General features: G+C 63.0%; 20 protein-coding genes and 1 pseudogene. 14 read left to right on the top strand and 7 right to left on the bottom strand.

Translation table 11 applies throughout. From position 1 onward, the window contains the following. Positions 1 to 8: 8 nt before the first annotated feature. Positions 9 to 3,386, top strand: a complete 3,378-nt coding sequence (locus NKI95_RS05430) for a hypothetical protein (RefSeq protein WP_352714736.1) — start codon at positions 9 to 11, stop codon at positions 3,384 to 3,386. A 377-nt stretch (positions 3,387 to 3,763) separates the two neighbouring features. Here the strand turns inward: NKI95_RS05430 and tyrS are convergent, their stop codons facing one another. Further along, the gene (gene tyrS, locus NKI95_RS05425; protein WP_352714734.1) at positions 3,764 to 5,029 is read right to left on the bottom strand and encodes a tyrosine--tRNA ligase; all 1,266 of its coding nucleotides are present in this window, start codon (positions 5,027 to 5,029) and stop codon (positions 3,764 to 3,766) included. Between the two features lie 344 nt (positions 5,030 to 5,373). Between tyrS and NKI95_RS05420 the strand changes: the two genes are divergently transcribed. Both NKI95_RS05420 and NKI95_RS05415 read left to right on the top strand, forming a co-directional pair. Further along, positions 5,374 to 6,102, top strand: coding sequence for a glycosyltransferase family 2 protein (locus NKI95_RS05420; RefSeq protein WP_352714732.1), 729 nt, complete (start codon positions 5,374 to 5,376; stop codon positions 6,100 to 6,102). Beyond that, the gene (locus NKI95_RS05415; RefSeq protein WP_023717355.1) at positions 6,095 to 6,427 is read left to right on the top strand and encodes a lipid-A-disaccharide synthase N-terminal domain-containing protein; all 333 of its coding nucleotides are present in this window, start codon (positions 6,095 to 6,097) and stop codon (positions 6,425 to 6,427) included. Before NKI95_RS05420 ends, NKI95_RS05415 begins: the two co-directional genes overlap by 8 nt. A 41-nt stretch (positions 6,428 to 6,468) precedes the next feature. Here NKI95_RS05415 and NKI95_RS05410 read toward each other — a convergent pair whose 3' ends face one another. Next, entirely contained in the window at positions 6,469 to 7,119 is a 651-nt protein-coding gene (locus NKI95_RS05410; protein ID WP_352714730.1) for an FMN-binding negative transcriptional regulator, read from the bottom strand. A 13-nt stretch (positions 7,120 to 7,132) separates the two neighbouring features. Continuing rightward, on the bottom strand, positions 7,133 to 7,807 hold the full coding sequence (locus NKI95_RS05405) for an alpha/beta hydrolase (protein WP_023674683.1): 675 nt from the start codon (positions 7,805 to 7,807) through the stop codon (positions 7,133 to 7,135). 273 nt (positions 7,808 to 8,080) lie between these two features. On the opposite strand from NKI95_RS05405, the gene NKI95_RS05400 reads away from it, so the two are divergent. The 7 genes from NKI95_RS05400 to sufA all read left to right on the top strand — a co-directional run bounded on the left by NKI95_RS05400 (position 8,081) and on the right by sufA (position 15,279). After that, the gene (locus tag NKI95_RS05400; RefSeq protein WP_352714728.1) at positions 8,081 to 9,244 is read left to right on the top strand and encodes a cysteine desulfurase family protein; all 1,164 of its coding nucleotides are present in this window, start codon (positions 8,081 to 8,083) and stop codon (positions 9,242 to 9,244) included. Positions 9,245 to 9,431: 187 nt separating this feature from the next. Continuing rightward, positions 9,432 to 10,949 carry a Fe-S cluster assembly protein SufB gene (sufB, locus tag NKI95_RS05395; protein WP_352714726.1) on the top strand — a complete coding sequence of 506 codons (1,518 nt, stop codon included), beginning with the start codon at positions 9,432 to 9,434 and terminating at the stop codon, positions 10,947 to 10,949. A 30-nt stretch (positions 10,950 to 10,979) separates the two neighbouring features. Continuing rightward, on the top strand, positions 10,980 to 11,735 hold the full coding sequence (gene sufC, locus NKI95_RS05390) for a Fe-S cluster assembly ATPase SufC (RefSeq protein ID WP_352528789.1): 756 nt from the start codon (positions 10,980 to 10,982) through the stop codon (positions 11,733 to 11,735). Between the two features lie 43 nt (positions 11,736 to 11,778). After that, on the top strand, positions 11,779 to 13,047 hold the full coding sequence (gene sufD / locus NKI95_RS05385) for a Fe-S cluster assembly protein SufD (RefSeq protein ID WP_352714724.1): 1,269 nt from the start codon (positions 11,779 to 11,781) through the stop codon (positions 13,045 to 13,047). 101 nt (positions 13,048 to 13,148) lie between these two features. Beyond that, on the top strand, positions 13,149 to 14,390 hold the full coding sequence (locus NKI95_RS05380) for a cysteine desulfurase (protein WP_352714722.1): 1,242 nt from the start codon (positions 13,149 to 13,151) through the stop codon (positions 14,388 to 14,390). A gap of 5 nt (positions 14,391 to 14,395) precedes the next feature. Next, entirely contained in the window at positions 14,396 to 14,788 is a 393-nt protein-coding gene (locus NKI95_RS05375) for an SUF system Fe-S cluster assembly protein (protein WP_352714720.1), read from the top strand. Positions 14,789 to 14,898: 110 nt separating this feature from the next. Continuing rightward, positions 14,899 to 15,279, top strand: a complete 381-nt coding sequence (gene sufA / locus NKI95_RS05370; protein WP_006206001.1) for a Fe-S cluster assembly scaffold SufA — start codon at positions 14,899 to 14,901, stop codon at positions 15,277 to 15,279. A gap of 235 nt (positions 15,280 to 15,514) precedes the next feature. On the opposite strand, the gene NKI95_RS05365 is transcribed toward sufA, so the two are convergent. Then, positions 15,515 to 16,012 carry a GFA family protein gene (locus tag NKI95_RS05365; protein ID WP_352714718.1) on the bottom strand — a complete coding sequence of 166 codons (498 nt, stop codon included), beginning with the start codon at positions 16,010 to 16,012 and terminating at the stop codon, positions 15,515 to 15,517. A 90-nt stretch (positions 16,013 to 16,102) separates the two neighbouring features. On the opposite strand from NKI95_RS05365, the gene NKI95_RS05360 reads away from it, so the two are divergent. Next, positions 16,103 to 16,426 (top strand): TfoX/Sxy family protein, encoded by a 324-nt coding sequence (locus NKI95_RS05360; RefSeq protein ID WP_352714717.1) that lies wholly within the window; start codon positions 16,103 to 16,105, stop codon positions 16,424 to 16,426. Between the two features lie 34 nt (positions 16,427 to 16,460). Here NKI95_RS05360 and NKI95_RS05355 read toward each other — a convergent pair whose 3' ends face one another. Further along, positions 16,461 to 17,393 carry a PfkB family carbohydrate kinase gene (locus tag NKI95_RS05355; RefSeq protein WP_352714716.1) on the bottom strand — a complete coding sequence of 311 codons (933 nt, stop codon included), beginning with the start codon at positions 17,391 to 17,393 and terminating at the stop codon, positions 16,461 to 16,463. Between the two features lie 278 nt (positions 17,394 to 17,671). Here NKI95_RS05355 and recA point away from each other — a divergent pair, with 278 nt between their 5' ends. The 3 genes from recA to NKI95_RS05340 all read left to right on the top strand — a co-directional run bounded on the left by recA (position 17,672) and on the right by NKI95_RS05340 (position 22,554). Beyond that, positions 17,672 to 18,769: a recombinase RecA gene (recA, locus tag NKI95_RS05350; RefSeq protein WP_023717366.1), complete on the top strand. Its 1,098-nt coding sequence runs from the start codon at positions 17,672 to 17,674 to the stop codon at positions 18,767 to 18,769. A gap of 259 nt (positions 18,770 to 19,028) precedes the next feature. Next, a complete protein-coding gene (alaS, locus tag NKI95_RS05345; protein WP_352715217.1) occupies positions 19,029 to 21,695 on the top strand; it encodes an alanine--tRNA ligase in 2,667 nt (888 codons plus the stop codon). Positions 21,696 to 21,759: 64 nt separating this feature from the next. Further along, the gene (locus NKI95_RS05340; RefSeq protein ID WP_352714714.1) at positions 21,760 to 22,554 is read left to right on the top strand and encodes a PhzF family phenazine biosynthesis protein; all 795 of its coding nucleotides are present in this window, start codon (positions 21,760 to 21,762) and stop codon (positions 22,552 to 22,554) included. A gap of 278 nt (positions 22,555 to 22,832) precedes the next feature. On the opposite strand, the pseudogene NKI95_RS05335 reads toward NKI95_RS05340, so the two are convergent. Together NKI95_RS05335 and NKI95_RS05330 are read right to left on the bottom strand one after the other, a co-directional pair. Next, a pseudogene (locus NKI95_RS05335) lies at positions 22,833 to 23,458 on the bottom strand (glutathione S-transferase family protein). Positions 23,459 to 23,467: 9 nt separating this feature from the next. Further along, positions 23,468 to 24,679 (bottom strand): NADP-dependent isocitrate dehydrogenase, encoded by a 1,212-nt coding sequence (locus NKI95_RS05330; RefSeq protein WP_096445278.1) that lies wholly within the window; start codon positions 24,677 to 24,679, stop codon positions 23,468 to 23,470. Between the last annotated feature and the right edge of the window lie 156 nt (positions 24,680 to 24,835).

Genomic DNA, 24,835 nt, shown 5'->3' with positions numbered 1-24,835 from the left:
AAGATTGCGTGGATCAGGAGCTACCGCAGCACGAGAAGATCAGGTTCAGGCGTGACGAGATCACCGACCTGGGAACCTTTCCGTCCGCGTGCCGCGTCCCGCCGCTCGGCCAGGCGTCGATCGGTCGCGGCGTTCGTTTGATGGCGCGGCTGTTTGCCGGCCTAGTCGCCCTTGTGCTGCTGGCTGCCGCCGGCGTCTATGCGATCGGCGTGTCCGGCTTCGGCTCGGAGCGGCTTCGCGCGGAAGCCGAAACGGCAATCGAGAAATTGGCTGGCTTCGATGTCGACGTTGCCGTCGGGCCGGCCCGGCTGACGCTTGACGGGTCGAGCTTCATTGCGCTGCAGGTCAGCGACGTTAGCCTCAAGACCGCCGACGGAAAACCGATGGCCGATGCCGGCCGGGTCCGCTTCGGCATCCGACTGATCCCGCTGCTTTCGGGCGAGGTACGGCTGACCAGCGCCCGGATTTCCGACGCGCACATCGTCATGGCGGCGATGCCGTCCGGCGGCGACTGGACGGCCGGGCTGCGCAACCAGGACGGCCTCATCGATCCGGAAAAACTTTCCGCCGCCGTCTTCGCCAATCTCAACCGCGCGCTCGATGCGGTGCGCGAGGATTCGATGCGCCAGATCGATCTGCGCAATGTCGAGCTGGCACTGCCCGAGACCGGATCGGTCAAGTCGGTCACCATCGCCGACGCCTCCGTCTCGCAGTCGGGACCGGGAAGCATGGAGTTTTCATCCGACGCCGATGTCGACGGCAGGGCGCTTACCATCGCCGCTTCCGCCACCCGCGATCCGGCGACGCGACGCATCACCACGCTGGACGCCAGTATCCTGGCGGCGGATGCCGACGCTGCGGCAGCAGGTGGCAAATTGGGCGCGATCGCCTTGAAGCTGGCGGGATCGGAAGGGGCCGGCGACAACGGTTCGCGGCTGACTGCTGCCCTGTCGCTGACCGGATCGGTGCTCGATCTCGGTTCGCGCGGCCTGCTTCCGGCCGACATCGATCTCGATGCAACGCTCGTCGCCGGCTCGAACAAGATCCAGGTCGACGGATTGCTGGTGAAAACCGGCCGCTCGACCTTCGATTTCGCCGGTTCGATCGGGCCGAAGCCGGCTACCGGCACAGCGGGCGAGGAGCCATCCTATCGTTACGACCTGACCAGCGACGGTTCGACCCTGGCGCCTTCGGATTCGCCGGAGCCGGCACTCGGCTTCATTGCCCGTATCGCCGGCGTCTACCAGCCGACGAGCCAAAAGCTGGTCGCCGAGCAGATCGGCGTCCGGTCCGGACCGGGCAGCGAAGTGCTGGGCACGGCTTCGGTTTCATTCGTCGCCAACCAGGCGCCGGGCATATCGGTCGCGCTCAATGTCCACGACATGCCGGTCTCGCACGTCAAGCAATTATGGCCATGGTTTTCGGCGCGTAACGCCAGGTTGTGGGTGCTTAAGAACCTGTTCGGCGGCCGCGTCGTCGATGGCAGCCTGCAGTTCCAGGTCGTACCCGGACGGCTCGGCAACGGCGTGCCGCTTTCCGCCGATGAAGTGTTCGGCCGATTCCAGGTCGAAGGATCGCGCTTCGACACGGCCGGCCGCATTCCGCCGATCCGCGATGCCGTCGGCGTCGTCGGCTTCCACGGCAACGACGTCGACGTCGCGTTGTCCTCGGGCAGCGTCTATATGCCGAGCGGCCGCACCGTGGCGGCGAGCAACGGCACGCTCACCGTCAAGGCGGCGAACCATCCGCCGGTGATCGGCGCGCTCGATATCGATGTCGCCGGCGAGGCGCCGGCAATCGCCGAACTGGCATCGTTTGACCCGATCAACGCCATGCGCCATGTCGGCCTGCTGCCGGACGACCTGTCCGGCACGGTGACCGGCCACGTCAAGGCCGATATCCCGCTGCAGTCCGGTGTCGACTCTTCCAAACTCGATTGGCTGGTGGCGCTCGACTACAAGGACCTGTCGCTGGGCAAGCCGTTCGAGGGCCAGACGGTCAGCCATGCCGACGGCTCGATCACGGTCGCGCCCGACCGGGCGGTGATCTCGGCCAAGGCACTGCTCAACGGCATTCCGGCCGAGCTCGATCTGATCGAGCCGCTCAGGGATGGCGGCCCGCCGCGCAGTCGTAAAGTGGTGCTGGTGCTCGACGACAAGACGCGCGCCACCGCCATGCCTGGCCTGTCGACGCTGCTTTCCGGAACCATCAAGGTGGCGATCGACAAGAGCGGCACCGGCAACCAGAACGTGTCGGCGGACCTGACCAATGCCAGGCTGGACATTCCCTGGGCCGGCTGGAGCAAGGGGCCCGGCATCCCCGCCAAGGTCACCTTCGCCATGGCGAAGACCGGCGACACCACGACGCTGTCCAATTTCGAACTCGACGGCAAGACCTTCTCCATCGACGGCAGCGCGGTGCTGGTCAACGGCGCCTTGTCCTCGGCCCGGTTCAGCAAGGTCACGTTGAACAGGGGCGACGACGTCGCCGTCTCGGTGAAGCGGTCGGGCAAGGCCTATGCGGTCGAGGTCAGCGGCAGCGCGCTGGACGCACGCTCGCTGATCAAGCAATTCACGTCCGATGTCGATACCGCCACCAAGACCACCGGCGTCGATGCGATCTCGGTCAGCGCCGACGTCAGCTCCCTGACCGGCTTCCACGACGAGGTGCTGTCGAATCTGAAACTCGACTACAGCGCCTCCGGCTCCCGGGTGAACGGGCTCAAGGTGAGCGCCACGGCAAGTTCGGGAGCCGCGATCACCGTCAGCAACACGACCGGCGGCGGCCTGCGAACGCTCAACATGAAGTCGGCCGACGCCGGCGCCATACTGCGCTTCCTCAACATCTACGAGCATATGGAAGGCGGCTCGATTACGCTGGCGCTCACCGGGGCCGGCGACGGGCCGATGAAAGGCCAGGTCGATGCCAAGGACTTCGTTGTCGTCAACGAGCCGAAGCTCGCCTCGATCGTGTCGACGACGCCGGCCGGCGACAGCCGCAGCCTCAACGAGGCGGTCAAAGGCAATCTCGACACGTCGAGGGTGAAGTTCGAGCGCGGTTTCAGCGAGATCGACAAGGGCAGCGGCTATCTCAAGCTGCGCAACGGCGTGCTGCGCGGCTCGCGCATCGGCACCACCTTCCAGGGCACGCTCTACGACCAGAACAACAACATGGACATGACCGGCACGTTCATGCCGGCCTACGGCGTAAACCGCATCTTCGGCGAACTGCCGCTGATCGGCGCGCTGCTCGGCAACGGCCGCGACCGCGGCCTGATCGGCGTCACCTACAGACTCAGGGGCAACGCCAACAAGCCAATCCTCGACGTCAATCCGCTATCGGTAATCGCGCCCGGGATATTCCGGTCGATCTTCGAGTATCGCTGAGGCGGGTAGGGTAGGCGGGTGAGGCGAAAAGGCCCGGTGAGGTGCTGTTCAGCGTAGCGGCGCCTAGAGGGAACGGCATGGATCCTAGGGTCTCCGCGACGTCGCTTCGCTCCTGCTCCGCCCTAGGATGACGAAGCGAGGGGTGGTTTCAGCCAATCTCGAAGGTTGCTTTTGCCATCGGCCGCCACGCGACCGCCTCGCTCTCCGACATCCGCGACTAGCCTTGAGCCACCATGCCTTCGTCATCCTAGGGCGGAGCAGGCGCGAAGCGACGTCGCGGAGACCCTAGGATCCATGCCGTTACAGTGGCCGAGGAATGCAGCGATCCATTGCTTGCGCCCGTCCCCGGCTAGGTTTCACCTGAGCCTCAGCAGGCGTTAGATCGGCCGCACCAGAACGACCTTCTTCTTCCCCAGTTGAACTTTGAATGCTCCGGTGTTTTCGTACAGGTCGGTCCACAAGACAATTTCGTTCGGATCGGTGACGACCCTGTCATTGATGCGTAGAGCACCTTCCGCCATCTTGCGCCGAGCTTCCGAGTTAGATGACACAAGCCCGGACGCGACCGCAATTGCAGCATTCGACCTGCCAAATTGCCATCTGTCATCCTCTCCTTTGTCGATTGTTACTGTCGGCAATGACTCGGTTGACTGACCTCTTTCGAAAAGCGCTTCTGCTGTCTTGGCTACCTCCTCCGCCGCCTCGCGGCCATGCAGCATGGCGGTGATTTCGGTGGCGAGAATCTTCTTGGCTTCGTTGATCTCCGAGCCGCCGAGCCGTTCGAGGCGCGCGATCTCAGCGAGCGGCAGGGTCGTGTAGAGCTTCAGGAAACGGCCGACATCGGCATCCTCGGTGTTGCGCCAATATTGCCAGAACTCGTAGGGGCTCAACATTTCCGCATCGAGCCAGACCGCGCCCGAGGCCGACTTGCCCATCTTGGCGCCGGAGGAGGTGGTGAGCAGCGGCGTCGTCAGCGCATAGAGCTGCGCGCCTTCCATGCGATGGCCGAGATCGATGCCATTGACGATGTTGCCCCACTGGTCGGAGCCGCCCATCTGCAGCCGGCAGCCAAGGCGCTTGTAGAGCTCGACGAAGTCGTAGGCCTGCAGGATCATGTAGTTGAATTCGAGGAACGACAGCGACTGCTCGCGATCCAGCCGGAGCTTGACCGAATCGAAGGCCAGCATGCGGTTGACCGAAAAATGCCGGCCGACATCGCGCAGGAAATTGACGTAGTTGATATCCATCAGCCAGTCGGCATTGTTGATCATGACGGCGTCGTTCGGGCCGCTGCCGAATTTGAGGTAGGGCGTGAAGTTGCGGCGGATGCCGGCGAGATTGTCCTCGATGTCCTGCGGCGTCAAAAGCTTGCGCGCCTCGTCCTTGAACGACGGATCGCCGATCATCGAGGTGCCGCCGCCCATCAGCGCGATTGGCCGGTGGCCGGTCTGCTGCAGCCAGTAAAGCATCATGATCTGGATCAGCGACCCGGCATGCAGGCTTCTCGCTGTGGCGTCGAAGCCGATATAGGCGCTCACCGTTTCCGTGGCGAAAAGCTGGTCGAGGGCGGCATCGTCCGAGGTCTGGTGGATGAAACCGCGCTCGCTCATCGTGCGCAGGAAGTCGGATTTGAAGGCGGACATTTTTCTTTCCTGGAAGGCTTCCGGCCGAACGCGGCCCGGGTATGCGTGAAGGCCGGCGTTTAGCACTCAAGCGCGATCAGCAAAAGTGGAATCCGGTTTTGGCGCGCCCTCTTCCCTTCTCGCACAACAAGGGGAGAAGGGAGAGCCGCACGTCGCGAGACAACCAGCTCTCCCTGGAACGGTAACGTGAGAGGCAATCCAAACCTGAAGCGATTGCCCTTCGCTTCCGGCGCGGCCTGCTTGCGTCATTGTTTCGGCTGGCGTAATGAGGCGCCGCGCCAGCGGGACTCTTCCTCTGGACCGCGCGGCATCGATCGAATGCCATATCCTGTGACAGAGTCGAGATGCCGGAGATATCCATCGTCATTCCTTGCCGGAACGAGGCGGCGAACCTGCCGCTTCTGCTCGACGAGATCGGCACTGCCATGGCCGGGCGGGACTTCGAGGTCATTGTCGTCGACGACGGCTCGACAGACGATACGCCTTCGGTGCTTGCCGCAGAAGCAGCGCTTCGCCGGTTTCCGCTGCGCCATCTCAGGCATGAAAAATCCGCCGGCCAGTCGCTCTCGGTGCGGTCGGGCGCGTGGGCGGCGCGCGGCGATATCGTCGCCACCATCGATGGCGACGGCCAGAACGACCCCGGCTACATCCCAGTGTTGATCGACGCATTGCGGCAGGCTGGTCCCGACGTCGGGGCGGCGCAGGGACAGCGTCTGAAGCGCCGCGACAGCAAGATCAAGCAACTGGCGTCGCGTTTCGCCAACGGGCTGAGAAAAGCCATCCTGCACGACGAGACGCGGGATACCGGCTGCGGCCTCAAGGCGATCCACACCGACATTTTGCGGAAATTGCCGTTCTTCGACGGCACCCACCGCTTTGTTCCGGCGCTGGTCATCCAGGAGGGCTACCGCGTCGTCCATTGCGACGTCGTCGACCGTTCCCGCCGTTACGGCAAATCGAATTACGGCATCTTCGATCGCGGCCTTCAGGGCGTGCTCGATCTTGCCGGCGTCTGGTGGCTGCGCCGCAGGCGCCGCAGAATGCCCAAAGTAGAGGAAATCAGGCATGGGTAACGTGCTTCAGGAATTGGCGACCTGGCTTCACGATGTTTTCGTCAAGCAATTCGATGCCTGGGTTCTGCTCGGCTTCGTCGCCCAGTTCTTCTTCACCATGCGTTTTCTGGTGCAGTGGGTGGCGTCGGAAAAGGCCAAGCGCAGCGTCGTGCCGATCGCGTTCTGGTTCTTTTCGCTGTTCGGCGGCGGCCTGCTGCTGGTCTACGCCATCCAGCGTCAGGATCCGGTGTTCATCGCCGGTCAGGCCATGGGCCTGTTGATCTATATCCGCAATCTCTGGCTGATCGCCAACGAGCGCAAGGCGGCGATGACCAAGGTCGATTGAGCCCGCGACCGCCCTGGAACCGGTCGAGCAAGCAATCCAGATTACTTGCCGTCCAGCCCGCCGTAGGACCTTACCAGCTGGACCATGTCGGCCGAGTTGGCAGTCTCGCTCTCGAGCCCCTCGGCGACACCGACGCGGTCGGCAGCCGGGCGGTTCTGGCTGACTTTCCATTTGCCGCTGATTTCGGTGATGGCGATCTCCAGGCCGACAATGCCCTTGATCTGCGACTGAATGAAGGGCGCCGGCGCGTCGGTCACCGCCCATGGCGCCGAGCGGCTGCCCTCCTGCGACATCGTCAGATCGGAAATCTGCTCGGCCAGCCAATCCTGGTCTTCGATCACCGTGACGATGCCGCGCACCTGGACGATGGCGTAGTTCCAGGTCGGTACCACCTTGCCGGTTTCACGCTTGGTCTCATACCAGGACGGCGTCACATAGGCGTCGGCGCCCTGGAAGACGACCAGCACCGGCGCCAGGGGATTGTCGGCCAAAAGCCGCCATTGCGGATTGGCTTTCGCCAGATGTGCGCGCAGCCTGCCATTCGGCGGCACACCCGCGTCTAGAAGAAAGGGAATTGCGTTGGCGACCGGCCCCTCGGTGCCGTTCGACACCAGCAGCCCAAGCGGATGCGCCCGGATCAGCCCATGCAGGACGTCCTGCCGTGTTTCCTGGAAGTGAGGTGGTTGGTACATCGCCGTTCCCCGATTATCTCAGCCGCTTAGGCCGTGGGTCGGACAGTTCCCCGGCCAGCCGGCGATCGAGATAGTCCGCGCATTCCTCGATCAGAAGCTCGGCATGGTTGGCAAAGAAATGGTTGGCGCCGGGCAAGGTCTTCTGGGTGATGGTAATGCCCTTTTGCGTGTGCAGCTTGTCGACCAGGCCCTGCACGTCCTTGGGCGGCGCGACCTTGTCGGCATCGCCATGGATGATCAGGCCGGACGACGGGCATGGCGCCAGGAACGAGAAATCATAGGTATTGGGCTGGGGCGCGACCGAGATAAAGCCCTCGATCTCGGGCCGGCGCATGAGAAGCTGCATGCCGATCCACGAGCCGAACGAATAGCCGGCAACCCAGCAACTCTTGGAATCCGGATGCAGCGACTGCACCCAGTCGAGCGCCGCAGCGGCGTCGGACAACTCGCCGGTGCCGTGGTCGAACTCGCCCTGGCTGCGGCCGATGCCGCGGAAATTGAAGCGCAGCGTGGTGAAATTGCGCTTCTGGAACATGTAGAAGAGGTCGTAGACGATCTTGTTGTTCATCGTCCCGCCGAACTGGGGGTGCGGGTGCAGGACGATGGCAATCGGCGCGCTCTTTTCCTTCGAGGGCTGATAGCGACCCTCCAGACGGCCGGCGGGACCGGTGAAAATGACCTCAGGCATGAAATACTCCACTTGGTATAAATTGCGCGGCGCCCGGAACAACTCTTCCTCTGGCCCCAGTCTTCCCTAGGCCCCAGTCTTCCCTAGGGCCTTGACGCAGGGCGAGCGTCTTTCTAGAAGCTAGTTTAGAATTGTTCAAAACTGGGCGGCCAAAAGCTGTGGCTCGGCCACCCGCGCCGCAAGCCGCGTAAATAGGACGTCTTGCCTTGCAATTTCAAGGAAATAACGCGCTATCTTCGCGGAACGGCTTTTGAAGGGACCAGTTGGACGGAAATGGCCGGAGCACGCGCCTATCTCGACTACAACGCCAGCGTGCCGCTGCTTGCCTCGGCGCGCGCGGCCGTGGTCGCTGCGCTCGACATCGCCGCCAACCCGTCCTCGGTCCATGCCGAGGGCCGCGCGGCGCGGCGGCTGATCGAAGACGCCAGGCGCGACGTGGCGCGACTGGTCAGCGCCAAAGCCGAGCATGTCGTATTCACCTCCGGCGCGACGGAAGCGGCCTCGACGCTGCTGACGCCGGACTGGCAGATGGGGCGCGGCGCCGTCCGCATGAGCCGGCTTTACGTGTCCGAGGCTGACCATCCCTGCCTGCTGAATGGCGGGCGCTTCCCCGCGGGGCAGGTAACGCGGATCGGCGTCGATGCCGACGGCATCGTCAGGCTCGACGCCTTGGCGTCAGCACTTAGTGCGCATGACAAGGCTGACGGTTTGCCGCTGGTGACCATCCACGCCGCCAACAACGAGACCGGCGTGATCCAGCCGATTGGCCGCATTGCCGAAATCGTCAAGGCGGCGGGTGGCATCCTGGTTGTCGATGCGGTGCAGGCGGCCGGCCGCATTCCGCTCGATATGTCAGCGGGTTACGCAGACTATTTGATTCTCTCCTCGCACAAGATCGGCGGCCCCAAGGGCGTCGGCGCCATTGTCGCAGCGTCGGGCTTGATGATGCCGAAACCGCTGGTCAGCGGCGGCGGCCAGGAGAAAGGCCATCGCGGCGGCACCGAAAACCTGGCGGCAATTGCCGGGTTTGGCGCGGCGGCGCGCGAGGCGCTTGCCGGGTTGCAAACGATCGATGCGGTGCGGCAGCGCCGCGACGAAGTCGAGGCGATCGTGAAAACGCAGGTGCCAGACGCCGAAATCTTCGGGACCGGCGCTCCGAGGCTTGCCAACGCCACGTTCTTCGCTATTCCCGGCATCAAGGCCGAGACGGCGCAGATCGCTTTCGACCTGGCCGGCGTGGCGCTGTCGGCTGGATCGGCCTGTTCGTCGGGCAAAGTCGGGCCGAGTCACGTGCTGAAAGCCATGGGTTATGGCGACGGCTTTGGCGCGCTGCGCGTGTCCATCGGCCACGCGACATGCGCCGAGGATATCGAGCTGTTTCGTTCGGCGCTGGCGACGATCGTCGCGCGGCGGGCAAACAGGGAAAAGGCCGCTTGAGCGCGGCAACGGAACATTTGGGCCTTGCGGCCTGGTAGAGCCGTGCGTTCGCATTTGGCCGGGTGAATTTCCGGCATGAACGCACTATATGAAACTTACGCCGCCTCGGATGCCCAAGGGTGCTCGCTTGCGGTGCCATAGTTTGAAAACTGCCGGGCCTTGACCCCGGCGTGGATGGAGAACGCTGATGCCTGCTGTGCAGGAGACGATCGATCGAGTTCGAAAGATCGATGTCGACCAGTATAAATACGGATTCCAGACCGAAATCGCGATGGACAAGGCCCCCAAGGGCCTGAGCGAAGACATTATCCGCTTCATTTCGGCGAAGAAGGACGAGCCGTCCTGGATGCTGGAATGGCGCCTGGAAGCCTATCGCCGCTGGGTGACGCTGGACGAGCCGAAGTGGGCGCGCGTCCACTATCCGAAAATCGATTTCCAGGACCTCTACTATTACGCGGCACCCAAGAGCACGCCCGGGCCGACTTCGCTCAGCGACGTCGATCCCGAACTGCTGAAGGTCTATGAGAAGCTCGGCATTCCGCTCAGGGAACAGGAAATCCTCGCCGGCGTGCAGAAGACCGATGCCTCGGAGCTCGAGGAAGCCAGCGACAACGTCTACAAGTCCGGCCGCGTCGCCGTCGATGCAGTGTTCGATTCGGTCTCCGTCGTCACCACTTTCAAGAAGGAGCTGGCGCAGGCCGGCGTCATCTTCTGCTCGATCTCGGAAGCGATCCGCGAGCATCCGGAGCTGGTGAAGAAATATCTCGGTTCGGTCGTGCCGACCTCCGACAATTTCTACGCGACGCTGAATTCGGCCGTGTTCACCGACGGTTCCTTCGTCTTCGTGCCCAAGGGCGTGCGCTGCCCGATGGAACTGTCGACCTATTTCCGCATGAACGAAAAGAACACCGGCCAGTTCGAGCGCACGCTGATCATCGCCGAGGAGGGGGCTTACGTCTCCTATCTCGAAGGCTGCACGGCGCCGCAGCGCGACGAGAACCAGCTTCATGCCGCGGTGGTCGAACTGATCGCGCTCGACGATGCCGAGATCAAATATTCGACGGTGCAGAACTGGTATCCCGGCGACGCCGAAGGCAAGGGCGGCATCTATAATTTCGTCACCAAGCGCGGCGACTGCCGCGGCAATCGTTCGAAGATTTCGTGGACGCAGGTCGAGACCGGCTCGGCTATCACCTGGAAATATCCGAGCTGCATCCTGCGCGGCGATGATTCCAGCGGCGAGTTCTATTCGATCGCCGTCTCGAACGGCTACCAGCAGGTCGATAGCGGCACCAAGATGATCCATCTCGGCAAGAACACGTCGAGCCGCATCATCTCCAAGGGCATTGCCGCCGGCTTCTCGCAGAACACCTATCGCGGCCAGGTCTCGGCACACCGCAAGGCGACCAACGCCCGCAACTTCACCAACTGCGACTCCCTGCTGATCGGCGATCAGTGCGGCGCACACACTGTACCCTACATGGAAGCCAAGAACTCGACCGCGCAGTTCGAGCATGAAGCGACCACCTCGAAGATTTCCGAGGACCAGAAGTTCTACGTCATGCAGCGCGGTATTCCGGAAGAAGAGGCGATCGCGCTGATCGTCAACGGCTTCGTCAAGGACGTCATCCAGCAACTGCCGATGGAGTTCGCGGTCGAGGCGCAGAAGCTGATCGGGATTAGCCTCGAGGGCTCGGTCGGCTGACCGATAAAGAATTTTCAGGAAAGAATAAGAATGCTTGAAATCAGAAACCTCCATGCCCGTATCGTCGATGACGGCACCGAGATCATTCGCGGCCTGAACCTGACGGTCAGGGCCGGCGAGGTTGCCGCGATCATGGGGCCGAACGGCTCGGGAAAATCGACGCTGTCCTACATCCTCGCCGGCCGCGAGGACTATGAGGTCACAGAGGGCGACATCCTCTACAACGGCCAGTCGATCCTCGACATGGATCCGGCCGAGCGCGCCACGGCGGGCATTTTCCTCGCCTTCCAGTACCCGATGGAGATACCGGGCGTCGCGACGATGGAATTCCTGAAAGTGGCGATGAACGAGCAGCGCAAGGCGCGCGGCCAGGAACCGCTAAAGATCCCGGAATTCCTCAAGCGCGTGAAGGAAGCGGCGGCCTCGCTCAACATGGACATGGCGATGCTGAAGCGGCCGCTCAATGTCGGCTTTTCCGGCGGCGAGAAGAAGCGCGCCGAGATTCTTCAGATGAAGCTGCTTGAGCCGAAGCTGTGTGTCCTCGACGAGACCGATTCCGGGCTCGACATCGACGCGTTGAAGATCGTCGCGGACGGCGTCAACACGCTGCGCTCGCCGGACCGGGCCATCGTCGTCATCACCCACTACCAGCGCCTGCTCCAATACATCGTGCCTGATACGGTGCACGTGCTCTACAGGGGCCAGGTGATCAAGTCGGGCGACAAGTCGCTGGCGCTCGACCTCGAGGCCAATGGCTATGCCGGCGTGATCGGGCAAGCCGCGTGAGATGCCAGCAGGCCCGGAAGGCAAGCCAAACAAGGCGATACTGATGAATATGCACACGACACCCCAGCGAACATTAGCCGAAACGGCGCTGATCGACGCCTTTGGCGAGCGGCTGTCGCTGCTGCCCGGCGACGGTGCGGTGATGCTGAAGCGCGACGACGCCATCGAGGCGATCAAGAGTGGCCTGCCGACGCGGCGCATCGAATCCTGGCATTATACGGACCTGCGCCGGCTGCTGACCTCGGTGCCGGACTTCGATCCGGCAGCGGTCGCGAAAGCCATTGCGCCGATCGTCGAGGGCTCCAGCGTTTTGCCGGTGCTGAACGGCGTTTCGAGTACGAAACTGCCCGATATCGAAGGCGTTGTCGTGCAGCGCCTATCGGAGAAGCTGACCGACGGCAGCGCAGCGCCTGGGCTGGATTCCTATGGCAGCGACGATGCCATAGGCGCGCTGAACACCGCCTTTGTCGCCGACGGCTATTTCGTCGACATCGCCGAAGGTACCCAACTGGACAAGCCGGTCGAATTGCAGAATTTGCAGGCCGGTGGACAGACGCATGTACGCCTGGCCGTCCGCGTCGGTGCCGGCGCCAACGCTGTCGTCGTCGAACGCCAGGCAGGCGAGGGGGCGGCGCTGGTCAGTTCGGTCAGCCAGCTGCTGCTTGGCGAAGGCGCCGAAGTGACATGGCTGGTCGTGCAGGAGCAGCCGGATACGGCGACGCATCTCGCCCAGTTCAAGGCGCATCTCGGCAAGAATTCGAAACTGACGCTGTTCGTCATGAATGCCGGCGGCAAGCTGGTGCGCCAGGAGGTCGTTGTGAAGACGACCGGCGAGGGCGCCGACTTCACGCTGCGCGGCATCAATCTCTTGGCCGGCGACACCCATACGGACGTCACCATGGTGCTCGACCACGCCGTGCCGCATACCGCCTCGACCGAAGTCATCCGCAACGTGGTGACCGGCAGAGCGCGCGGCGTCTTCCAGGGCCGCATCAACGCCCACCAATATGCGCAGAAGACCAACGCCAAGATGGCCTGCAACACGCTGCTTCTGTCGGACGACGGCGAGTTCTCGACCAAGCCGGAGCTCGAAATCTTTGCCGACGACGTCGTCTGCGGCCATGGCGCGACCGTCACCGAGATCGACCGCAGCCATCTGTTCTACCTGATGGCGCGCGGCATCGACGAGAAGACCGCGCGCGGCTTGCTGGTCAAGGCCTTCGTCGCCGAAGTGATCGAGGAACTGGACGACGAGGCCATCGTCGAGGCGCTGGAGGCGAGGCTCGACAACTGGTTCGTGGCGCACGGGTAGAGCGCCTTCCCTTCTCCCCTTGTGGGAGAAGGTGGCCGAGCGAAGTTCGGTCGGATGAGGGGTGCTGGACGGAATGAGGCGGTGCCTCGAGAGAGCTTGTAATGGACCAGAAAGTCGAAAACATCCCCTATGACGTCGAGGCGATCCGCCGCGACTTCCCGATCCTGTCGCGGCAAGTCTACGGAAAACCTCTCGTCTATCTCGACAATGGCGCCTCGGCGCAGAAGCCGCAGGCCGTGCTCGACGCTATCCAGCACGCCTATTCCCAGGAATATGCCAACGTCCATCGCGGCCTGCATTTCCTGTCGAATGCCGCGACCGACGCTTATGAGAACGCGCGGAAGATAGTGCAGAGATTTCTCAACGCGCCAAGCACCGACAACATCGTCTTCACCTCGAACACCACGGCGGCGATCAACACGGTCGCCTATGGTTTCGGCATGCCGAACATCGGCGAGGGCGATGAAATTGTCCTGTCGATCATGGAGCATCATTCCAACATCGTGCCGTGGCATTTCATCCGCGAACGGCAGGGCGCGAAACTGGTCTGGGTGCCGGTCGACGATCTCGGCGTCTTCCACATCGAGGAATTCGAGAAGCGGCTGACCGACCGCACCAGGCTGGTCGCCATCACCCATATGTCGAATGCGCTGGGCACGGTGACGCCGATCAAGGAGATCGTGCGCATTGCGCACGCGCGCGGCATTCCGGTGCTGGTCGACGGCAGCCAGAGCGCCGTGCATATGCCGATCGACGTGCAGGATCTCGACTGCGATTTCTTCGTCTTCACAGGCCACAAGGTTTATGGCCCGTCGGGCATCGGTGTGCTCTACGGCAAGAAGGATATTCTGGAGCGCATGCGCCCGTTCATGGGCGGCGGCGAGATGATCGAGGAGGTGACGCAAGACATCGTCACCTACAACGATCCGCCGCACCGTTTCGAGGCCGGCACGCCGCCGATCGTCCAGGCGATCGGGCTTGGTGCTGCGCTGGAATACATGGAAAAGATCGGCCGCGAGCGCATCGCCGCGCATGAGGCCGATCTGAAGGATTATGCGCATCAAAAACTGCGCGCCATCAATTCGCTGCGCATCTTCGGCGATGCGCCGGGCAAGGGCGCCATCATCTCGTTCGAGCTGCAGGGCATCCACGCCCATGACGTGTCGATGGTCATCGACCGGCAGGGCGTGGCGGTCCGCGCCGGCACGCATTGCGCCCAGCCGCTGTTGAAACGCTTCGGCGTAACATCCACATGCAGGGCGTCGTTCGGCATGTATAATACCAGGGCCGAAGTCGATGCTTTGGCCGATGCGCTGGAAAAGGCGCGAAAGTTCTTCGGGTGACGATCATGGACGATGCCAGCCACACCGCCGAGACCGCTTCGGAAACGATGAGCAATGCGGCGGTTTCCGGATCAACGATTCCCGCCGATGAACTGGCGCGGCTGACCGATGACATCGTCTCGGCGCTGAAGACGGTCTATGACCCCGAAATCCCGGCCGACATCTATGAGCTCGGCCTCGTGTACAAGATCGACATCGAGGACGACCGCTCGGTCAAGATCGACATGACGCTGACCGCGCCGGGCTGCCCGGTGGCCGGCGAAATGCCCGGCTGGGTCGAAAACGCCGTCGGCGCCGTCGAGGGCGTCTCCGGCGTCGAGGTCAACATGACCTTCGACCCGCCCTGGTCGCCCGACCGCATGTCGGAAGAGGCGCAGGTGGCGGTTGGGTGGTACTAGCATCCGACCAGCCAGAGGCTGGCGCACTTGCGCCGGGTACAAAACTTCACCATTTTAGGTGAGGAATCATTCGGCAGGCCTTGAACCTGCGCGCAATGGAGAAGGAAAAAATGGGACGCTTCGCCGTCATCACGATGACCGAAAAGGCCGCCGACCGGGTGCGCGAGATCGTCGCGACCCGTGAGAATGCGCATGGCATTCGCCTTGGTATCAAGAAGGGCGGCTGCGCCGGCATGGAATATACGGTCGATCTGGTGACCGAACCCAACACCAAGGACGACCATATCGAGCGTGATGGCGCCCACGTCTATGTCGCACCTGAGGCGGCACTTTTCCTGTTCGGCACCGAGATGGACTTCGAGCAGACGACGTTGCGCACCGGCTTCACCTTCCGCAACCCGAACCAGAGCTCGGCCTGCGGCTGCGGCGAATCGGTCGAGCTGAAGCCGGCTGATCTGAAGGCACTGGCCGAAGCACGCGCTTCGGCCTGAGGCTTTTCCTTCGCCGTTCCCGGCGGCAATCGCATACGGGGAGCCCCCTCATCCGGCCCTTCGGGCCACCTTCTCCCCGATGGGGAGAAGAGGCTGGCGCCAGCGCTGGCGACTTCCTCTCCCCTCGGCGAGAGGTCGGATTGCCCCGAATTGCCCTTCGCAATTCGGTTGGCAATCCGGGTGAGGGGGCGCTTGCCCATATGCGATAGCTCTGCCGCAAACGGGGAGAAGAACGCTAATCCACCCACATCCCCGTTCGCTTGTGCCAGTCGGCGATCGATTCCTCCGGGTAGACATCGAAAACCTTGTCGCCCTCGCCGATGTCGGGCTCGACCCAGTTCGCCTTGTATTTCAGCATCAGATGCACCTTCTCCGGCGGCTTTGGCAGGTCGGTGTCGATCGCCGAGGCGAAGGGATGCACCAGCTCCGGCCAGGTTGGATCGTAGAGCCAGAGTGCCGTCCCGCATTTCGTGCAGAAGTTCCGCTCGCCCGTCGAGGTTTCGCGTTGCGGGTGCTCGTCGTCCTCGATCTCGGCGCGGTAGACGCCGAGATGGCGCTTGCCCTGGATTTTCAGCGTCTCGTAATCGGCGCCGAGATTGATGGCAAAACCGCCGCCGCCCTGCTGCTTGCGGCAGATCGAGCAGTAGCACAGCATGAACGGCACCGGCGTGTGGCTTTCCACCTCGAAACGCACGGCATTGCACCGGCAGGACCCCTTGAGCAGAAGCGGCATGAAAAACTCCGACGAAATTGATTCTGAACTTGTCAGGATGGTGCCGGTTGCGTCGATGACAAGGGGAAATCCGGGTGACATGATCGCCGCATGGACAACGAGCGCATAGAAGAGCTTTTCGAAGGCGTCGGCCCGGTCAGCATCCGCAAGCTGTTCGGCGGCAAGGGCATCTATTTCGACGGCGTCATTGTCGCCATCGTCATCCGTGGCGAATTGATGCTGAAGGCCGACGCCGAAAGCGCCCCGGATTTCGAAGCGGCCGGCTGCCGGCAATGGACTTATACCGGCTCGCGCCACGGCAAGCTCGTGTCGATGCCCTATTGGAGCGTTCCCGACAGCGCATTCGACGATCCCGACGAGATGGCGATCTGGGCGCGCCGCGCCTACGAGGCAGGACGGCGCGCCGGCAAATAGGCTGCGCCATGCTTCGGCAATTCTGGGCCGCATTTCACGCCAGGTCCCGCGCCTCGGGCACGAGCGCCAGCGCTTCGGCAAAGCCAGCGCTGGTGAAGGCGGCGCTCTCGACGACGAGCATCGCGGCGGCAACGCCTTCACGTAGTGCTACGCGCAGCGTCAGGCCGCGCAGCAGGGCGGCGATCGTCGCGCCGGCCAATGCGTCGCCGGCGCCGGCCGCATCGGTCCGCTTTTGTAACGGCGGTGGCGAGATCGAGAACGCGCCCAATTGGTCGAAACCGAGCACCGGTCCGTCGCCGGCAGTGACCACGCCGCTCTTCAGGCCGGCGCGTCTCAGGCCGTCGACGATACCTTGATCGCCAGCATCGATGTCGGCGCCGGCGAGCACGCCGGCCTCGTGCCGGTTCATGAACGCCATCGCCAGAAGATCAAGCACCGGCGTCAGCCGCGCCGCTTTGCTGGGCGAGACTGCAAGCGCAAACACCGGCTTGCCGGCGGCGAGTGCCGCCAGCCGCTCCAGCGCGGTCGACGGCAGGTTGGCATCGCACAGCACCGCGTCGGCCGAACCGATGGCGTCACGCACCTTGGCGCGGCGGATCTGCTTGGGAAGCGCCAGTTCGTAGAGCACCATATCGGCAAGGCCGGCGATCAGCCGGCCGTCGCTATCGATCAGGATCGTATGGCTTGGCGTTGCCCGGTCGAGGAACACCGCCGACAGGTCGACAATGCCGGCCTCGGTGACGGCGCGTAAAACCGTGTCGCCAAGGGCATCGCCGCCGCGCACCGATAGCAACGAGGCCGAGACGCCGCGCCGCATCGCCCAGCGCAAGGCGTTGAAGACGGCGCCACCAACATGCTCGTGCATCGTGCCGGGGTTCAAGGCGGCTGGCACGAAGGCGCCGGCAACCCGGCCGCGCCGCTCGATATAGGCGCCGCCCACGGCCAGGATCGTCGGGGATTTCATCATGCCGGCAAAATGCCCTTAGCTGTTGCCCGGGAGGAGACTAGGTCGCCGGGCGGAACCCTGCAATCGCGGGTCCGATTCGGATGGTGACGGCAACGGCGCAGCATGCGAGGCGGGATATATCCGGAAGCAAAATTGCGAAACAAAAATAGAACAAATATGGATATCCATTATTTTTCAAGCCCTTGGTGCTCATTGACAAATGAGAACAAATGAGGTACATTCTTTTAAGGGATTGCGGGATTGTCCGGCCTCCATTGACGACCACGGGGTGATGTATCATGGCTCAGAATTCTTTGCGGCTTGTAGAGGACAAAGCGGTGGACAAATCAAAGGCTCTGGATGCGGCGCTGTCGCAAATCGAGCGTGCCTTCGGCAAGGGCTCGATCATGCGGCTCGGCGCGAACGAGCAGGTTGTCGAGATCGAAACGGTGCCGACCGGCTCGCTTGGGCTGGATATCGCGCTTGGCGTCGGCGGCCTGCCGCGCGGCCGCATCGTCGAGATCTACGGGCCGGAAAGCTCGGGCAAGACGACGCTGGCGCTGCACACAGTGGCCGAAGCCCAGAAGAAGGGCGGCATCTGCGCCTTCGTCGATGCCGAGCATGCGCTCGACCCGGTCTATGCCCGCAAGCTCGGCGTCGATCTTGAAAACCTGCTGATCTCGCAGCCCGATACCGGCGAGCAGGCGCTGGAGATCTGCGACACGCTGGTGCGCTCCGGCGCCATCGACGTGCTGGTGGTCGATTCGGTGGCGGCGCTGACGCCGCGGGCGGAAATCGAAGGCGAGATGGGCGATTCGCTGCCCGGCCTGCAGGCCCGCCTGATGAGCCAGGCGCTGCGCAAGCTCACCGCCTCGATCTCGCGCTCCAACACCATGGTCATCTTCATCAACCAGATCCGCATGAAGATCGGCGTCATGTTCGGGTCGCCCGAGACGACGACCGGCGGCAATGCGCTGAAATTCTATGCTTCGGTCCGCCTCGACATCCGGCGCATCGGCTCGGTCAAGGATCGCGACGAGGTCGTCGGCAACCAGACCCGCGTCAAGGTCGTCAAGAACAAGCTGGCGCCGCCCTTCAAGGTGGTCGAGTTCGACATCATGTATGGCGAGGGCGTCTCCAAGACCGGCGAGCTGGTCGATCTCGGCGTCAAGGCGGGCGTGGTCGAAAAGTCGGGCGCCTGGTTCTCCTACAATTCGCAGCGTCTCGGCCAGGGCCGCGAAAACGCAAAACTGTTCCTGCGCGACAATCCCGACACGGCGCGCGAGATCGAGCTGGCGCTGAGGCAGAATGCCGGGCTGATCGCTGAGAAATTCCTTGAAAACGGCGGCTCCGAAAGCAGCGACGACGGTTTCGAGGACGACGCCGGGGCGATGTAGGGCAAGCGACGCCTCGCGGAGCGTCAGCCAGGTTTCGATTTGATGTTTTGATTTTGAGTTTGCGTAATCGATGCGTTTCGAACCGCCGGCCCCGTGCCGGCGGTTCGCGTTTGACGGCGAGTCAGACGCATTTCAAAGCGCTGGTGAAAGCCGGGATTTGAGCCCATTTGGTGTTTCTGGACAGGCTGCGGTGCGACCGCTAAAAGGCCATGTCTATTTTCCGCCGGCAGCCGGCGGTTCTCTCGAAAAGGCAGTATTCATGAGTGGCGTCAACGAGATCCGGTCGGCATTTCTCGACTATTTTCGCAAGGAAGGTCACGAGGTCGTCGCGTCGAGCCCACTGGTGCCGCGCAATGACCCGACGCTGATGTTCACCAATGCCGGCATGGTGCAGTTCAAGAACGTTTTCACCGGTCTGGAGAAGCGGCCCTATTCGCGCGCCACGACTGCCCAGAAGAGTGTTCGCGCCGGCGGCAAGCACAACGACCTCGACAATGTCGGCTACACTGCGCGCCACCTGACCTTCTTCGAGATGCTCGGCAACTTCTCCTTCGGCGACTATTTCAAGGAGCGGGCCATAGAGCTTGCCTGGAACCTGATCACCAGGGAGTTCGGCCTGAAGAAGGACAAACTGCTGGTCACAGTCTACCACACCGACGACGAGGCGGCCTCGTATTGGAAGAAGATCGCCGGCTTTTCCGACGATCGCATCATCCGCATCGCGACTTCGGACAATTTCTGGGCAATGGGCGACACCGGACCTTGCGGGCCGTGTTCGGAGATATTCATCGACCGTGGCGAGCATATCTGGGGCGGCCCTCCCGGCAGCCCCGAGGAGGATGGCGACCGTTTCCTCGAATTCTGGAACCTGGTGTTCATGCAGTATGAACAGGTGACGAAGGACGAGCGCGTCGACCTGCCGCGTCCGTCGATCGACACAGGCATGGGCCTCGAGCGCATGGCCTCCATCCTGCAAGGGGTTGAAAGCGTCTTCGAAACCGACCTGTTCCGCCACCTGATCGACGCTGCGTCGTCGGCGCTTGGCAAAGGTCCGGATGCGGACACCGTCGCATCGTTCCGCGTCATCGCCGACCATTTGCGTTCGTCCTGCTTCCTGGTGGCCGACGGCGTGCTGCCATCCAACGAAGGCCGCGGCTACGTGCTTCGTCGCATCATGCGCCGCGCCATGCGCCATGCGCAGTTGCTCGGCGCCCGCGATCCGCTGATGTGGCGCGTGGTGCCGGCGCTGGTCCGCGAGATGGGCCAAGCCTACCCGGAACTGGTGCGCGGCGAACAGATGATCACCGAGACGCTGAAGCTTGAGGAAACCCGTTTCCGCAAGACGCTGGTGCGCGGCTTGGGCTTGCTTTCGGAGGCGACGGAAAGGCTGGCCTCCGGCGACATGCTGGATGGCGAGACAGCGTTCAAGCTCTACGACACCTACGGCTTTCCGCTCGATCTGACGCAGGACGCGCTGCGCCAGCGCAACATCTCGGTCAACCTTGCCGGCTTCACCGAGGCAATGGAGCGGCAGAAGGCGGAGGCGCGCAAAAGCTGGGCTGGTTCCGGTGAAGCCGCAACCGAGACGGTGTGGTTCGCGGTGCGCGACAAGACCGGCGCCACCGAATTCCTGGGTTATGAGACCGAGCAGGCGGAAGGCCTCATCCAGGCGCTGGTCAGGGACGGCAAGACCGTCGACAGCGCCGGCAAAGGTGACGCCGTTGCCGTGGTTGTCAACCAGACGCCGTTCTATGGCGAATCCGGTGGCCAGATGGGCGATACCGGCGTCATTTCAGGCGACGGGTTCTCGATCGAGATATCCGATACCCAAAAGAAGGCCGATGGGCTTTTCGTCCATCTCGGCAAGGTGGCCAACGGCACCGTCAAGACGGGCGCGACCGTCGAGCTGAAGGTAGACCACGCGCGCCGCTCCGGGCTGCGCGCGAACCATTCCGCCACGCATCTGATCCATGAGGCGCTGCGCGAGGTGCTGGGTACCCATGTCGCGCAGAAGGGCTCGCTGGTCGCGCCCGAGCGTCTGCGCTTCGACATCTCCCACAACAAACCGATCTCGCCGGACGAGCTCGAAGAGGTCGAGCGCATGGCAAACGAGATCGTCGTTCAGAACGGCCCAGTGACCACGCGGCTGATGTCCGTCGACGACGCCATCGCCGAAGGCGCCATGGCGCTGTTTGGCGAGAAATATGGCGATGAAGTGCGCGTCGTTTCGATGGGCACGGGCTTGCATGGCGCCAAGGCCAACCGGCCTTATTCGGTCGAACTATGCGGCGGCACCCATGTCAGGGCGACCGGCGATATCGGTCTGGTGCGCATCGTGTCCGACAGTGCGGTCGCTGCCGGCGTGCGCCGCATCGAGGCGTTGACCGGCGAAGCCGCCAGAAAGCATCTCGACGAACAGGACAAGCGGCTGAAGGCAGCCGCTGCCGCGCTGAAGATTTCGCCGGCCGATGTGCCGGCCCGCGTCGAGGCGCTGCTCGACGAGCGCAAGAAGCTCGAAAAGGAGCTGACCGAGGCGCGCAAGAAGCTGGCGCTCGGCGATCGCTCGCCTGCCGGTGTGCCTGCGGAAAACGAAACCATTGCCGGTGTCGGTTTTCTCGGCAAGGCGGTATCGGGCATCTCGCCAAAGGATTTGAAGCCGCTGGCCGATGCCGGCAAGAAGTCGCTCGGCTCCGGCGTCGTCGTCTTTGTCGGCGCCGGCGAGGACAACAAGGCGAGCGTCGTCGTCGCCGTCACCGATGATCTGACCGGCCGCTTCAGCGCCATCGATCTGGTGCGCGTCGCGTCCGCGGCATTGGGCGGGCAGGGCGGCGGCGGGCGACCCGATATGGCTCAGGCCGGCGGCCCGGACGGCTCGAAGGCCGAAGACGCGATCGCTGCGGTGAAAGCGGCTCTCGAAGCGGCGTGAACCTGCACCGGGGGCGGCACGGCCTAAATGGCGCGCCGCCCAGCGGATATCTTTGAGGGCCGATATGCCGACGCTGACGATGTATCAGGTCGATGCCTTTGCCGAACGGGCCTTCCAGGGCAACCCTGCCGCCGTTCTCCTTCTGGAGGAGTGGCTGTCGGAGGAGGTAATGCAGGCCATTGCCAACGAAAACAATCTTGCTGAAACGGCGTTCGTGCGGCCGAATGGCAAAGGTTGGGATTTGCGCTGGTTCACGCCGGTCCATGAAGTCGACTTTTGCGGCCATGCCACTCTTGCGGCCGCCCATGTGCTGACTACGGAATACAATGGTCAGGGCGAAATGGCCTTCGCCACCCGGGTGGGCGAACTGCGGGTTTCCCGGCGGGAAGAGACCTATCAGCTCGATCTGCCGTGTTTTCCGCCGCAGCCCATCGAGGAAGAGCTGAACTCGGCGTTGCAAGCGATATTGCCTCAGCGGCCGGTTGCGAGCTTCCGCAATTTCGAGAACCTGTTTGTCGAGCTTGCCGACGAGACAACCGTGCGATCTTTTGTTCCCGATCTGCTCAGGATCGGAACCTTTCATCCTCTCGGCCTGGTCATTACCGCGGCTGGGCGAGCCCACGATTTCGTCTCGCGTTATTTCGTGCCCTGGGCGGGCATTCCCGAGGATCCGGTAACCGGCTCCATTCATGCGACGCTGGTGCCTTATTGGTCTGAAAAACTCGCCAAGACGCGTCTGTCGGCATTCCAATGCTCGCAGCGCGGCGGGCATTTGCAATGCGAACTGGCCGGAGATCGCGTGCTGATCACAGGCCGTGCGAAGACCTTCATGAAGGCGGAGATTTACCTTCCCGAATGAGCGGTATTTCGCAGTGGGTCGCCTTCGGCGAAGCTGTCGATCTCCCCCCTTGCGGGGGAGATGCCCGGCAGGGCAGAGGGGGGTGCTGTCCCTCCGACTTGCCAGCCCAATCGGAGCCATGTTCTCAGGCCGTTCCCAGTTGGAAAGGATCAGTCGAAGGTTGGCGATCCTTCACACCCCCCTCTGTCCTGCCGGACGTCTCCCCGCAAGGGGGGAGATTGGATGTCACTTCGGCTTTCGCTAATCACCAGAGGGCCTGTTGCCGAACGCTTGTCTCCTCATTCTGCCTTTTCGGTCTTCGCAAAACTCTCGCGTCCGGCGATGCGCGCATACCAATCCCGAATATCGGCAAACTCGGCCAGCAGTTTTCGCCCCTCGGCCACCTTGACGAAATAGCCGATGATTGGCGCGGCGTGCAGGTCGGCCAGCGTCAGGTCCGTCCCCAACAGCCAAAGCCCTTCGGCTTTCAGCGAAGACAGCGCCTGCAATGCCGTTCTCGCCTGCCTCAACCCGTTGGCGATCACGGCTTCGTCGGGCGGCGTTTTTTCCAGCCGCTCGACGGCGACATCCCAGACCATGGCCTTGTAGGCGTAGGCGTCGAGCATGCCGGTGATCTGGTTCATGCGTGCTCGAGGCCGGGCTTCGACCGGCTGCAGCGCCGGGCCGTCAAAGGCTTCGTCGACATAACGGGCAATCGCGCCGGTCTCGTAGAGGCGAAAGCCATCATGCTCGAAGGCCGGGATGCGGCCGAACGGCTGGTGCTCGAAGTACCAGCCGGGAATGCCGTCCGCGGCAAAGATGTCGACGGGCACCAGCTCGTAGCCGACGCCCTTTCCTCGAGCACCAGCCGCACGATGCGCACATAGACGCTGTAGTCCGCACCGTAGACGACGGGCTTGCCCATGTCGCAGGCTCAGGCCATCGCCTTCTGCAAATTCTCGTCGATCTTGTCGAGGAAGCCGGTGGTCGAAAGCCAGGGCTGGTCGGGGCCGATCAGCAGCGACAGGTCCTTGGTCATGAAGCCGGACTCGACCGTCTGGATGCAGACCTTTTCCAGGGTCTCGGCAAAGCGCTTCAGTTCGGCATTGTCGTCGAGCTTGGCGCGGTGCGCGAGGCCGCGCGTCCAGGCGAAGATCGAGGCGATCGAATTGGTCGAGGTCTCCTCGCCCTTCTGGTGCTGGCGATAGTGGCGGGTGACGGTGCCGTGCGCGGCTTCCGCCTCGACGGTCTTGCCGTCCGGCGTCATAAGCACCGAGGTCATCAGGCCGAGCGAGCCGAAGCCTTGCGCCACCGTGTCGGACTGCACGTCGCCGTCATAATTCTTGCAAGCCCAGACATATCCACCCGACCATTTCAGGCTGGAGGCCACCATGTCGTCGATCAGCCGGTGCTCGTACCAGAGCTTCTTCGCTTTGAATTCTGCTTCGAACTCCGCCTCGTAGACCTCCTGGAAGATGTCCTTGAAGCGGCCGTCATAGGCCTTGAGGATCGTGTTCTTGGTCGAGAGGTAGACGGGGTAATTACGCAGCAGGCCGTAGTTCAGCGAGGCGCGGGCGAATTCGCGGATCGACTCGTCGAGATTGTACATGGCCATGGCGACGCCGGCGCCGGGTGCGTCGAACACATCGTGCTCGATCACCTGGCCATCCTCGCCGACGAATTTGATCGTCAGCTTGCCCTTGCCGGGAAAGCGGAAGTCGGTGGCGCGGTACTGGTCGCCGAAGGCGTGGCGGCCGACGATGATCGGCTTGGTCCAGCCGGGCACCAGCCGCGGCACGTTCTTCATGATGATCGGCTCGCGAAAGATGGTGCCGCCGAGGATGTTGCGGATGGTGCCGTTCGGCGACTTCCACATCTTCTTCAGCTTGAATTCCTCGACGCGCTGCTCGTCGGGCGTGATCGTCGCGCATTTCACGCCGACGCCGTATTTCTTGATGGCGTTGGCCGAATCGATGGTCACCTGGTCGTTGGTGGCGTCGCGGTGCTCGATGCCGAGGTCGTAATATTCGAGCTTGAGGTCGAGATAAGGGTGGATCAGCTTGTCCTTGATGAACTGCCAGATGATGCGGGTCATCTCGTCGCCGTCGAGTTCGACGACCGGGTTCGCCACCTTGATCTTCGCCATGGAAAGAATGCCTCGCTTTTGGGGAACGGAACGGCCTTGCCCGCACGGCTGCCGGCCCTGGGATGCGGCCCGTATATCAAAGGCTTTTTGGCCGCGCAAACGGCGAACCGCTCCGCAGGGACTGCATTCCTTGCGAAAGCTTCATTTTCGCCGCCG

The sequence above is a fragment of the Mesorhizobium sp. M0306 genome, from assembly GCF_040321655.1.
In the GTDB taxonomy this organism is placed as follows: domain Bacteria; phylum Pseudomonadota; class Alphaproteobacteria; order Rhizobiales; family Rhizobiaceae; genus Mesorhizobium.
This window is presented reverse-complemented; position numbering and strand designations above follow the sequence as displayed.

What these genes read in the sequence shown, in the direction of transcription:
- tyrS (WP_352714734.1), bottom strand. Translation starts at nt 5,029, where the DNA reads ATGTCCGCCTTCAAATCCGACTTCCTGCGCACGATGAGCGAGCGCGGT.
- NKI95_RS05420 (WP_352714732.1), top strand. Translation starts at nt 5,374, where the DNA reads ATGCCGGAGATATCCATCGTCATTCCTTGCCGGAACGAGGCGGCGAAC.
- NKI95_RS05415 (WP_023717355.1), top strand. Translation starts at nt 6,095, where the DNA reads ATGGGTAACGTGCTTCAGGAATTGGCGACCTGGCTTCACGATGTTTTC.
- NKI95_RS05410 (WP_352714730.1), bottom strand. Translation starts at nt 7,119, where the DNA reads ATGTACCAACCACCTCACTTCCAGGAAACACGGCAGGACGTCCTGCAT.
- NKI95_RS05405 (WP_023674683.1), bottom strand. Translation starts at nt 7,807, where the DNA reads ATGCCTGAGGTCATTTTCACCGGTCCCGCCGGCCGTCTGGAGGGTCGC.
- NKI95_RS05400 (WP_352714728.1), top strand. Translation starts at nt 8,081, where the DNA reads ATGGCCGGAGCACGCGCCTATCTCGACTACAACGCCAGCGTGCCGCTG.
- sufB (WP_352714726.1), top strand. Translation starts at nt 9,432, where the DNA reads ATGCCTGCTGTGCAGGAGACGATCGATCGAGTTCGAAAGATCGATGTC.
- sufC (WP_352528789.1), top strand. Translation starts at nt 10,980, where the DNA reads ATGCTTGAAATCAGAAACCTCCATGCCCGTATCGTCGATGACGGCACC.
- sufD (WP_352714724.1), top strand. Translation starts at nt 11,779, where the DNA reads ATGAATATGCACACGACACCCCAGCGAACATTAGCCGAAACGGCGCTG.
- NKI95_RS05380 (WP_352714722.1), top strand. Translation starts at nt 13,149, where the DNA reads ATGGACCAGAAAGTCGAAAACATCCCCTATGACGTCGAGGCGATCCGC.
- NKI95_RS05375 (WP_352714720.1), top strand. Translation starts at nt 14,396, where the DNA reads ATGGACGATGCCAGCCACACCGCCGAGACCGCTTCGGAAACGATGAGC.
- sufA (WP_006206001.1), top strand. Translation starts at nt 14,899, where the DNA reads ATGGGACGCTTCGCCGTCATCACGATGACCGAAAAGGCCGCCGACCGG.
- NKI95_RS05365 (WP_352714718.1), bottom strand. Translation starts at nt 16,012, where the DNA reads ATGCCGCTTCTGCTCAAGGGGTCCTGCCGGTGCAATGCCGTGCGTTTC.
- NKI95_RS05360 (WP_352714717.1), top strand. Translation starts at nt 16,103, where the DNA reads ATGGACAACGAGCGCATAGAAGAGCTTTTCGAAGGCGTCGGCCCGGTC.
- NKI95_RS05355 (WP_352714716.1), bottom strand. Translation starts at nt 17,393, where the DNA reads ATGATGAAATCCCCGACGATCCTGGCCGTGGGCGGCGCCTATATCGAG.
- recA (WP_023717366.1), top strand. Translation starts at nt 17,672, where the DNA reads ATGGCTCAGAATTCTTTGCGGCTTGTAGAGGACAAAGCGGTGGACAAA.
- alaS (WP_352715217.1), top strand. Translation starts at nt 19,029, where the DNA reads ATGAGTGGCGTCAACGAGATCCGGTCGGCATTTCTCGACTATTTTCGC.
- NKI95_RS05340 (WP_352714714.1), top strand. Translation starts at nt 21,760, where the DNA reads ATGCCGACGCTGACGATGTATCAGGTCGATGCCTTTGCCGAACGGGCC.
- NKI95_RS05330 (WP_096445278.1), bottom strand. Translation starts at nt 24,679, where the DNA reads ATGGCGAAGATCAAGGTGGCGAACCCGGTCGTCGAACTCGACGGCGAC.